General features: G+C 64.6%; 10 protein-coding genes and 1 tRNA gene. 8 read left to right on the forward strand and 3 right to left on the reverse strand.

Annotation, left to right across the window (positions count from 1 at the left end):
* On the reverse strand, positions 1–200 hold a 200-nt coding region (locus tag ACESMD_RS11535), incomplete at its 3' end, for an Arm DNA-binding domain-containing protein (RefSeq protein WP_372613274.1).
* A gap of 101 nt (positions 201–301) precedes the next feature.
* Positions 302–388 (reverse strand) — tRNA-Leu (locus ACESMD_RS11540).
* A 144-nt stretch (positions 389–532) separates the two neighbouring features.
* Here ACESMD_RS11540 and queA point away from each other — a divergent pair.
* The 5 genes from queA (at position 533) to secF (ending at position 6028) form a co-directional block, all read left to right on the forward strand.
* Positions 533–1561, forward strand: a complete 1029-nt coding sequence (gene queA, locus ACESMD_RS11545) for a tRNA preQ1(34) S-adenosylmethionine ribosyltransferase-isomerase QueA (protein WP_372613276.1) — start codon at positions 533–535, stop codon at positions 1559–1561.
* Between the two features lie 44 nt (positions 1562–1605).
* On the forward strand, positions 1606–2742 hold the full coding sequence (tgt, locus tag ACESMD_RS11550; protein WP_372613278.1) for a tRNA guanosine(34) transglycosylase Tgt: 1137 nt from the start codon (positions 1606–1608) through the stop codon (positions 2740–2742).
* A gap of 65 nt (positions 2743–2807) precedes the next feature.
* Positions 2808–3143 (forward strand): preprotein translocase subunit YajC, encoded by a 336-nt coding sequence (gene yajC / locus ACESMD_RS11555; RefSeq protein WP_372613280.1) that lies wholly within the window; start codon positions 2808–2810, stop codon positions 3141–3143.
* 98 nt (positions 3144–3241) lie between these two features.
* Positions 3242–5092: a protein translocase subunit SecD gene (gene secD / locus ACESMD_RS11560; RefSeq protein WP_372613282.1), complete on the forward strand. Its 1851-nt coding sequence runs from the start codon at positions 3242–3244 to the stop codon at positions 5090–5092.
* 9 nt (positions 5093–5101) lie between these two features.
* A complete protein-coding gene (gene secF, locus ACESMD_RS11565; RefSeq protein ID WP_372613284.1) occupies positions 5102–6028 on the forward strand; it encodes a protein translocase subunit SecF in 927 nt (308 codons plus the stop codon).
* 29 nt (positions 6029–6057) lie between these two features.
* On the opposite strand, the gene ACESMD_RS11570 is transcribed toward secF, so the two are convergent.
* Positions 6058–6852, reverse strand: coding sequence for an inositol monophosphatase (locus ACESMD_RS11570; protein WP_372613286.1), 795 nt, complete (start codon positions 6850–6852; stop codon positions 6058–6060).
* Between the two features lie 153 nt (positions 6853–7005).
* Here ACESMD_RS11570 and ACESMD_RS11575 point away from each other — a divergent pair, with 153 nt between their 5' ends.
* From ACESMD_RS11575 to ACESMD_RS11585, 3 genes are all read left to right on the forward strand, one after another.
* Positions 7006–7764: an RNA methyltransferase gene (locus ACESMD_RS11575; RefSeq protein WP_372613288.1), complete on the forward strand. Its 759-nt coding sequence runs from the start codon at positions 7006–7008 to the stop codon at positions 7762–7764.
* A gap of 80 nt (positions 7765–7844) precedes the next feature.
* A complete protein-coding gene (cysE, locus tag ACESMD_RS11580) occupies positions 7845–8729 on the forward strand; it encodes a serine O-acetyltransferase (RefSeq protein ID WP_372613290.1) in 885 nt (294 codons plus the stop codon).
* Between the two features lie 105 nt (positions 8730–8834).
* Complete coding sequence (locus ACESMD_RS11585; RefSeq protein ID WP_372613292.1) at positions 8835–9305, forward strand: Rrf2 family transcriptional regulator; 471 nt, start codon at positions 8835–8837, stop codon at positions 9303–9305.
* Positions 9306–9311 lie beyond the last annotated feature (6 nt).

Genomic DNA, 9311 nt, shown 5'->3' on the forward strand with positions numbered 1-9311 from the left:
CCAATATCGCGGTAGACGGCGAACGGCTTGCCGTTGGCAGACTCGCGCTTCTCTCCGGTGGGGTAACGCAGCACCCACGACCGGCTGCCGGTCTGGGTCACTCGCAGGAATAGGCCATCGACACCGCCAACCGCATGGCGGCCAGGGCTGGTCAGGCGTCTCACCTCAAGGGCGGATAACTCGCGGGCTTTTCTCGGCATAACGGCTTGTCCCAATACCTGTCCCAATAAGGAACTGTCATTGGAAGATATGCCGTGATAGGAGGTAATGCAAGGAAGGGTGGGTAAGTCGCTGTTTTAAATGGTGCCGGTGGTCGGACTCGAACCGACACACCCGTGAGGGCGGCGGATTTTGAATCCGCTGCGTCTACCAATTCCGCCACACCGGCAGCGCCGAGCATTATACGTGGCCGGGGCAACAGGTCAATCGCGCGCCTGACGAGCCGGGAATGATCGGGTATCCTGTGCGGCTTGCCGGGCCGGCCCGGGGTCATGCCAAACGATGTTTCCAAGCTGCGGATACTCTTCCCTTCATGCAACGCGCCGACTTCCACTACGAACTTCCCGACGACCTGATCGCCCGATACCCCTCGCAGCAGCGCAGCGACTGCCGCCTGTTGTGTGTCGATGGGCCCACCGGCCGGCTGGCCCACCGACGCTTCACGGATCTTGTCGACCTGCTGGAACCCGGCGACCTGCTGGTGTTCAACGACACCCGGGTCATCCCGGCGCGCTTGTACGGCCACAAGACCAGCGGCGGCAGGGTCGAGATGCTGCTCGAACGGCCACTGGATGCCCATCGCGGCCTGGCGCACCTGCGCAGCAGCAAGTCGCCCAGGCCCGGCACCGAGATCGTCTTCGAGGGGAATATCCATGCCGTGGTGGAGGGGCGCCGCGACGCCCTCTTCGAGCTTCGTTTCCTGGGTGATACCCCGCTGATCGCCCTGCTGGAGCGCCATGGCCACATGCCGCTGCCGCCCTACATCACTCGGGAGGACGAGCTCGCCGACCGCGAGCGCTACCAGACCGTCTACGCCCGCCGGGATGGCGCCGTGGCCGCGCCCACCGCCGGGCTGCACTTCGACGAGCCGCTGCTCGAGCGCCTGGCCGACAAGGGCGTGGAGAGCGCCTTTGTCACCCTGCATGTGGGGGCTGGGACCTTCCAGCCGGTGCGTGCCGACGACATCCGCGAACACCGGATGCACAGCGAGTGGATCGAGGTCACCGAGACGGTATGCGACAAGGTCCGTTCGACTCGGGCGCGTGGCAAGCGAGTGGTGGCCGTGGGGACCACCAGCGTGCGCTGCCTGGAAAGTGCCTGCCTTGAGGGCGAGATCGCCCCCTGCAGTGGCGAGACCGACATCTTCATCTATCCCGGCTATGCGTGGCGCTGTGTCGACACCCTGATCACCAATTTCCACCTGCCGGAATCGACCCTGCTGATGCTGGTGTCGTCCTTTGCCGGGTACGAGACCACTATGGCGGCCTACCGGGAGGCGGTCACCGAGCGTTACGCCTTCTTCAGCTATGGCGATGCGATGCTGCTGACACGCCAGTCCTGAGCCGGCCCGGACCTCCCCTGGCAACACGAATCGAAGAGAGCCCCATGCGAAACGAATGCTTCATGACCTTCGAGCGCCTGGCCAACGACAGCCGGGCCCGCCGCGGCCGGTTGATGTTCCCTCGCGGCAGCGTCGAGACGCCCGCCTTCATGCCGGTGGGCACCTACGGCACCGTCAAGGGCATGACGCCCGCCTCTCTGGAAGAGATAGGCGCCGAGATCATCCTCGGCAACACCTTCCATCTCTGGCTGCGTCCGGGAACCGAGGTGATCGCTGCCCATGGGGACCTGCATGATTTCGCCCAGTGGCAGAAACCGATACTCACCGACTCCGGTGGTTTCCAGGTCTTCTCCCTGGGCAAGATGCGCAAGATCACCGAGCAGGGGGTGCACTTCCGCTCGCCGGTGGATGGCGCCAGGGTGTTCATGGGCCCAGAGGAATCCATGGACGTGCAGCGAGCCCTGGGGGCCGACGTGGTAATGATCTTCGACGAGTGCACGCCCTACCCGGCCACCGAGGAGGTTGCCGAGGCCTCCATGGAGCTATCCCTGCGCTGGGCGCAGCGCTCCCGGGCGGCCCATGGAGACTCCCCCTCGGCGCTGTTCGGCATCATCCAGGGCGGCGTTCATCCAGCATTGCGCGAGCGGTCGTTGAAGGGATTGCTGGAGATCGGCTTCGACGGGCTGGCCATCGGCGGTCTCTCGGTGGGCGAACCGAAGCACGCGATGTTCGAGCTCCTCGACTATCTCCCCCGCTGGATGCCCGAAGACACGCCTCGCTACCTGATGGGCGTGGGCAAGCCCGAGGACCTGGTGGAGGGCGTCCGCCGCGGAATCGACATGTTCGACTGCGTGATGCCCACCCGCAATGCACGCAATGGCCACCTATTCACCTTCGAGGGGACCGTCAAGATCCGCAATGCGCGTCACCGCCACGATACCGGCCCTCTCGAGGAAGGCTGTGACTGCTATACCTGTCGTCACTTCTCTCGCGCCTACCTGCATCACCTTGAGCGCTGCGGAGAAATGCTCGGCGCCATGCTCAATACCATCCATAACCTGCACCATTACCAGCGACTGATGGCCGGTTTGCGCGGTGCCATCGAAGCGGGTACATTGGCGAACTTCGTGGTGGGCTTCTACGCGCAGCGCGACCTGCCGGTTCCTCCCGCACCGAATTGATCCACGGCCGGCCCGCGAGGCCGTCCGTAGAACTTTGCTTGCTCATCATCAGGAGATCGTCATACATGCTGGATTTCTTCATTTCCCCGGCCATGGCCCAGGAAGCCGGCGCCGCTGGCAGCGGTATCGCCCAGATCGTCATGCTGGTCGGCTTCGTGCTGATCTTCTACTTCCTGCTCTGGCGCCCCCAGGCCAAGCGCGCCAAGCAGCACAAGCAGCTGATCGGCAGCCTCTCCAAGGGTGACGAGATCGTCATCGGCGGCGGCATTCTGGGCCGCATCACCAAGGTAAGCGACGACAGCGAATTCCTGACCATGGAAATTGCCGACGGCACCGAGGTCAACGTCCAGAAGAACGCCGTGGCCACCGTCCTGCCCAAGGGCACCATCAAGTCCATCTGAGTCGACGCCCACCGGCTCGACCGCGATGCCACTCCATCACTGCCGGCGTCATTTTGTCGTCAGGTTCCTTTGTCAGCACAACCTAGGGCAGGGCCCGCATGCTCAACCGTTATCCCCTGTGGAAGTATCTGCTGATACTCATTGTCCTTCTCGCCGGCCTGGTCTACTCCCTCCCCAACCTCTTCCCCGAGGACCCGGCGGTCCAGATCAGCACCGAGCGCGGCGACGCCACCATCGATGGGCGGCAGCTGGAACGCATTCGCGACTCCCTCGGCGACATGGACATCAACATCAAGTCCGTCGAGACCGACCCGAGCCGGGTGCTCATTCGCCTCGACGATGCCGACGACCAGATCAAGGCCCGCGACCGGATCAGCGGGATGCTGGGCAGTGACTACGTGGTGGCCCTGAACCTCGCGGAATCCACCCCGGCCTGGCTGCAGTCACTCGCCGCCTCACCCATGACCCTGGGCCTGGACCTGCGCGGCGGCGTCCACTTCCTGCTGGAAGTGGACATGGATGCCGCCCTGGAGCAGCGACTGGAGGTCAACGCCAGCGCCATGCGCGAGATGCTGCGCGGCGAGCGTATCCGCTATCGCGATACCGAGATCGAGGAACGCACCCTGACCCTCACCTTTACAGACGCAGAGGACCGTGATGCGGCTCGCGTGCTGATCGGCCGTGAATTTCCCGACTTCGACTACGCCAGTGAAGGCGATGGACGGGGGGCCCAGCTGGTCATGATCATGACCGACCAGCAGGTCGGGGAGATCCAGGACTACGCCATCAACCAGAACCTCACGACCCTGCGCAACCGGGTCAACGAGTTGGGTGTGGCCGAGCCCTTGGTGCAGCGCCAGGGACCGAACCAGATCGTGGTCGAACTGCCCGGCGTCCAGGACACCGTGGCGGCCAAGCGGGTGGTAGGGGCCACGGCCAACCTGGAATTCCGTCTGGAGGCGCGCCCGGATACGTCGGACAACGAGATCGAGACCCTGGAATTCCGCAATGATCCCGTCCGCACGGCCGACCTGATGCGTGACCTGATCATCACCGGCGACAGCGTCTCCAATGCCAACCACAGCTTCGACGAGAACGGCCGCCCCCAGGTCAACATCGATCTGGACGGCACCGGCGGCACCCTGATGAACCGTGCCACCCGCACCAACATCGGCCGCAACATGGCGGTGATCTTCATCGAGCACAAGACCCGCGACACCACCGTGATGGAGGATGGCGAGCCCGTCGTCGAGCGAGAGCCCTACACCGAGCGTGGCATCATCAGCCTGGCCACCATCCAGAGTGCGCTGGGCAACAGCTTCCGTATCACCGGACTCGACTCGCCCACCGAGGCGTCGGAGCTCGCCCTGCTGCTGCGCTCCGGCTCACTCGCCGCCCCCATCTACTTCGTGCAGGAGCGTACCATCGGCCCGAGCCTGGGTGCCGAGAACATCGAACGCGGCATCATGTCGGTGCAGATCGGCCTGCTGCTGGTCGTGTTCTTCATGCTGGTGCGCTACAAGGTGTTCGGCGTCTTCGCCAACATTGCCCTGGCATTGAACCTGACCCTGCTGGTGGCGGCCATGTCACTGCTCGGCGCCACCCTGACCCTGCCGGGCATCGCCGGCATCGTGCTGACGCTGGGCATGGCCGTGGATGCCAATGTGCTGATCTTCGAGCGAATACGCGAAGAGCTGCGCACCGGACTGTCTGTTCAGCAGGCCATCACGGCCGGCTATGAGCGGGCCTTCACCTCGATCATCGATGCCAACATCACCACCCTGCTGGTGGCGGTGATCCTGTTTTCCATCGGCACCGGGCCGGTCAAGGGTTTCGCCGTGACCCTCTCGCTGGGGATCATCACCTCGCTGTTCTCCGCCCTGATGGTGACGCGGGCGATGGTCAACCTGACCTACGGCGGCAAGCCGGTCAAGAAGCTCTGGATATAAGAGGTGGCAATGAAATCCCTCGTCAATCGACAGCTCGACTTCATGGGCAAGCGCCGGATCGCCTACACGATCTCCGGTCTCATGCTTCTGGTGTCGATCGTCTCGCTGCTGTTTCAGCCGCTCAATCTGGGGCTGGACTTCACCGGCGGCACCCTGGTGGAAGTCCGCTACGCCATGGCGCCCTCCCTGGAGGCAGTTCGCCAGCTCCTCGAGAATGCCGAGTTCCGTGACGTCTCGGTACAGGCCTTCGGCGCCTCCACCGAGGTATTGATCCGTCTGCAGCAGGCCTTCGACCCCGATGTCGGCGAGCAGGTGGTAAGCCTGCTGCGCAACGCCGGCGATGAGATGGAGCTGATCCGCGCCGAGTTCGTCGGCGCCCAGGTGGGCGACCAGCTACGCGACCAGAGCGGCATGGGCCTGCTGGTGGCCCTGGGCGTGGTGATGCTCTACGTGGCCTTTCGCTTCCAGTACAAGTTCGCCATCGGCGCGCTGCTCGCGCTGATCCACGACGTAATCATCGTGGTCGGTATCTTTTCGCTGTTCCAGCTGGAATTCGACCTCACCGTACTGGCGGCCTTGCTTGCGGTGATCGGCTATTCGCTCAACGACACCATCGTGGTCTATGACCGCATTCGCGAGACGATCCGCAAGTCACGCATCGACGACATGCCGGCGATCTTCAACGAAGCGATCAACATGACCCTGTCGCGCACCCTGGCGACGTCCGGCACCACCCTGCTGGTACTGCTGGCGCTGCTGGTGCTGGGCGGCGACATGATCGAAGGCTTCGCCATCGCTCTGATCATCGGCATCGTGGTCGGCACCTTCTCCTCCATCTATGTCGCCGCGGCCTTGCTGCTGGTGGTGAAACTGGACCGCGAGGACCTGATCCCGGCGCGGAAGGAAGACCCCGAGGGAGAGGAAGAGCTGCCCTGACAGCGCGCGCCTAGCGCCTGGCGCTGTGGTCAGAAATGCGGCTTGAGCTGCTGCACCAGGCTCTTGTACAGACGCGGACCCGCCGCCATCAACTGCCCCTCGACGCCGACATCGGGTCGACCATCGGGACTCCCCATCAGGGCGCCACTCTCCTTGAGCAGCAGCGAGCCGACATGCAGGTCCTGCTCCTCCAGGCCCAACACGAAGGCGGCATCGGCACGTCCAGCGGCGAGTTCAGCCAGGTCGAGCAGACCGCTACCCGAAGCACGCAGACTCTCCACCTGGGGGCCGAGCTGCTGCACCAGGGTCAGGTAGGCGGGGAGGTGTCGAGGACGCAGCCAGGTTTCCGGCAGGCCCAGGGTGATGCGCGACCCGGCTACCAACGTGGTGGCGGGAACACGAATACGCTTGCCATTGTGCTGGGCACCACGCCCGCGGCTGGCCAGGTACTCGTCGTCGCTGAAGGGGCAGATCACCACGGCATGTTCCGGACGACCCTTGACCAGACAGACCACGGAGAGGGCGAAAGCGGGCGCGGCGACACTCAGGTTCGAATAGCCATGATAGGGTTCGATCCTCCAGAGCACATCCCGACCCTCCCCCTCACCATCACGGTGAGGCGTGAAGCGTCCGCTGACGCCATGTTCAGGATAGCCGCGCGAGAGTTGACGAACGATCAGCGTCTCGACATTGCGGGCGGCATCCTCGAGGAGGCCATCGATGTTGTGATCCTGGTGGGCATTCTCGATACGTTGGCGAATGCGCAGGAACTGTTCGCCAGCGTCGCGCGCCGCGCGCAACGCGAATTGGACCATCGGGTGCATGATCGGGCCTTGGGAGGTCGGTAGTGGTAAAGAACGGGTCGGCGCGAATCCTAGCAGACCACGGCCCATCGCGCCACGCTCTGGCGCTGGGCTGGACGCTGGTTCAGCATGCTAGACTCTGCCACTGGATGTCATCTCCATGAGAAGCCACGCATGCTAGACCGCATTCGCATCGTCCTGATCGGCACCAGCCATCCCGGCAATATCGGCGGCACCGCTCGCGCCATGCACAACATGGGACTGTCCGACCTGGCCCTGGTGGCACCGCGCTGCGAGCCACTGACGGCGGATACCGTCTCTCGCGCCTCGGGTGCCGACCATCTCGTCCACGCTGCCCGGCGTATCGAGACTCTGGAAGAAGCCGTGACCGACTGCACCCTGGTCGTGGGTGCCAGTGCCCGTTCGCGCACCCTGCCCTGGCCGATGACTACCCCGCGCGCGCTGGCCGAGTCGCTGCCCGCCGAACTGGCGGAGCCGGCGGGCCGTGTCGCCCTGGTCTTCGGCCGGGAGGACAGCGGCCTTTCCAACAGCGAGCTGCAGCGTTGCCATGCCCATGTGACCATCCCGGCCAACCCGGACTTCAGCTCACTGAACCTGGCCACGGCGGTTCAGGTCCTCGCCTACGAGTGCCGCCTGGCCTGGCTGGCCCAGGAGGAAACGGCCGACGACGCACCAAGCGAGGCACCCACGCCGGAGTCCCTGGCCAGCCATCAGGAATTGGAGCACTATTTTACCCACCTGGAGCGAACGCTGATCACCATCGGCTTCCACGACCCGGCAAGGCCTCGACAGTTGATGGCTCGGTTGCGGCGACTGATACTGCGCAGCCGGCCGGAGCGCATGGAGCTCAACATCCTGCGCGGCATCCTGACCGCGACCGAGCAAGAGGTAAATCGCCGGTCGGAGCCATGAGTCGAACAACTTGAAGGCGACTCGAACGACCACCAGTATAGGAAGGTCGCCCCATCCCTTCCCCATCCAAGGACTATCGCATGTTTGACCGGCTGCGCGAGGACATCAACAGCGTTTTCGACCGTGATCCGGCCGCACGCAACGCCCTGGAAGTCCTGACCAACTATCCGGGCCTGCATGCGCTGCTGCTTCACCGCCTGGGGCACTGGCTATGGCGCAAGAACCTCAAGTGGCTGGCCCGCAGCCTCTCGAGCTTCTCCCGCTGGCTGACCGGTATCGAGATCCATCCCGGTGCCACCATCGGCCGACGCTTCTTCATCGACCATGGCATGGGGGTGGTGATCGGCGAAACTGCTCGGATCGGCGATGACGTCACCCTCTATCAGGGCGTGACCCTGGGCGGCACCAGCTGGAACAAGGGCAAGCGCCACCCCACGCTGGAAGATGGCGTCATCGTCGGCGCCGGGGCCAAGGTGCTGGGCCCCTTCAGCGTCGGAGCCGGGGCCAAGATCGGTTCCAATGCCGTGGTCACAAGGGAGGTCCCTGCGGGTGCCACCGTCGTGGGCATTCCCGGCAAGGTCGTCCAGCGCAGCGACCCCGATGCAGAGGAAGCCCTGACTGTCGATCCGGCGCGCCGCGAGGCCATGCAGCGCAAGTTCGGCTTCGACGCCTATGGCGTCAGTCAGGACATGCCCGACCCCGTCGCCCGCTCGATCCAGGCCATGCTCGACCACATGCACGCCGTGGACGAACGCGTCGAACACATTTGCACCACCCTGCGCAAGCTCGACACCGGCTATCGCGACGGCCAGCTCCCCGAACTTCGCGACGAGGACTTCGCGGGTGTTCTCGACGATGCCGAGGCGGCCTGCCCGCCCCGGGGCAAGCCGACACGGAGTGACACGGCGGGTCGACAGGGCAGCGGGCATATCGAACCTCCGGACCCCGGAGAGGGTAATGGTTGACTGCACCACTGGGTCTTTCCCATAATACAGGCTTGACGTCGCCGTCCGCGTATCGATGGACGGCCCAATCATTGATCGCCACGCCGGCGCCGAGGTGTCCCCCGCATGCGCCTGACCACCAAGGGCCGCTACGCCGTCACCGCCATGCTCGACCTGGCCGTGAATGCCGAGTCGGGACCCATCTGTCTCGCCGACATCTCCCAGCGACAGGAGATCTCCCTCTCCTATCTCGAGCAGTTGTTCGCCCGTTTGCGCAGGGCCCAGCTGGTGCGCAGCGTTCGTGGGCCCGGCGGCGGCTATCTGTTGGCCATGGCACCCCGGGATATCTCCGTGGCCAGGGTGATCGATGCCGTCGACGAGTCCGTGGACACCACCCGCTGCGGGGGCCTCTCCGACTGTCAGCAGGGAGACACCTGCCTGACCCACCACCTGTGGTGTGAACTCTCGGAGCAGATCCATGGCTTCCTCGATGGCATCACCCTGGGACAACTGGCCGCCAAGGAGGAGGTCAGGGGGATTGCCAGTCGCCAGCGCCGCCGCGTCGATGAATCCGACATCCTGGCATCGGCACCTTGACGCCAG

The sequence above is a fragment of the Halomonas sp. genome, assembly GCF_041689495.1.
In the GTDB taxonomy this organism is placed as follows: Bacteria; Pseudomonadota; Gammaproteobacteria; order Pseudomonadales; family Halomonadaceae; genus Halomonas.

Excerpts from the sequence above, each read along its gene's own strand:
- ACESMD_RS11575 (WP_372613288.1), top strand. The coding sequence starts at position 7,006 with ATGCTAGACCGCATTCGCATCGTCCTGATCGGCACCAGCCATCCCGGC.
- queA (WP_372613276.1), top strand. The coding sequence starts at position 533 with ATGCAACGCGCCGACTTCCACTACGAACTTCCCGACGACCTGATCGCC.
- ACESMD_RS11585 (WP_372613292.1), top strand. The coding sequence starts at position 8,835 with ATGCGCCTGACCACCAAGGGCCGCTACGCCGTCACCGCCATGCTCGAC.
- ACESMD_RS11570 (WP_372613286.1), bottom strand. The coding sequence starts at position 6,852 with ATGCACCCGATGGTCCAATTCGCGTTGCGCGCGGCGCGCGACGCTGGC.
- yajC (WP_372613280.1), top strand. The coding sequence starts at position 2,808 with ATGCTGGATTTCTTCATTTCCCCGGCCATGGCCCAGGAAGCCGGCGCC.
- secF (WP_372613284.1), top strand. The coding sequence starts at position 5,102 with ATGAAATCCCTCGTCAATCGACAGCTCGACTTCATGGGCAAGCGCCGG.
- secD (WP_372613282.1), top strand. The coding sequence starts at position 3,242 with ATGCTCAACCGTTATCCCCTGTGGAAGTATCTGCTGATACTCATTGTC.
- tgt (WP_372613278.1), top strand. The coding sequence starts at position 1,606 with ATGCGAAACGAATGCTTCATGACCTTCGAGCGCCTGGCCAACGACAGC.
- cysE (WP_372613290.1), top strand. The coding sequence starts at position 7,845 with ATGTTTGACCGGCTGCGCGAGGACATCAACAGCGTTTTCGACCGTGAT.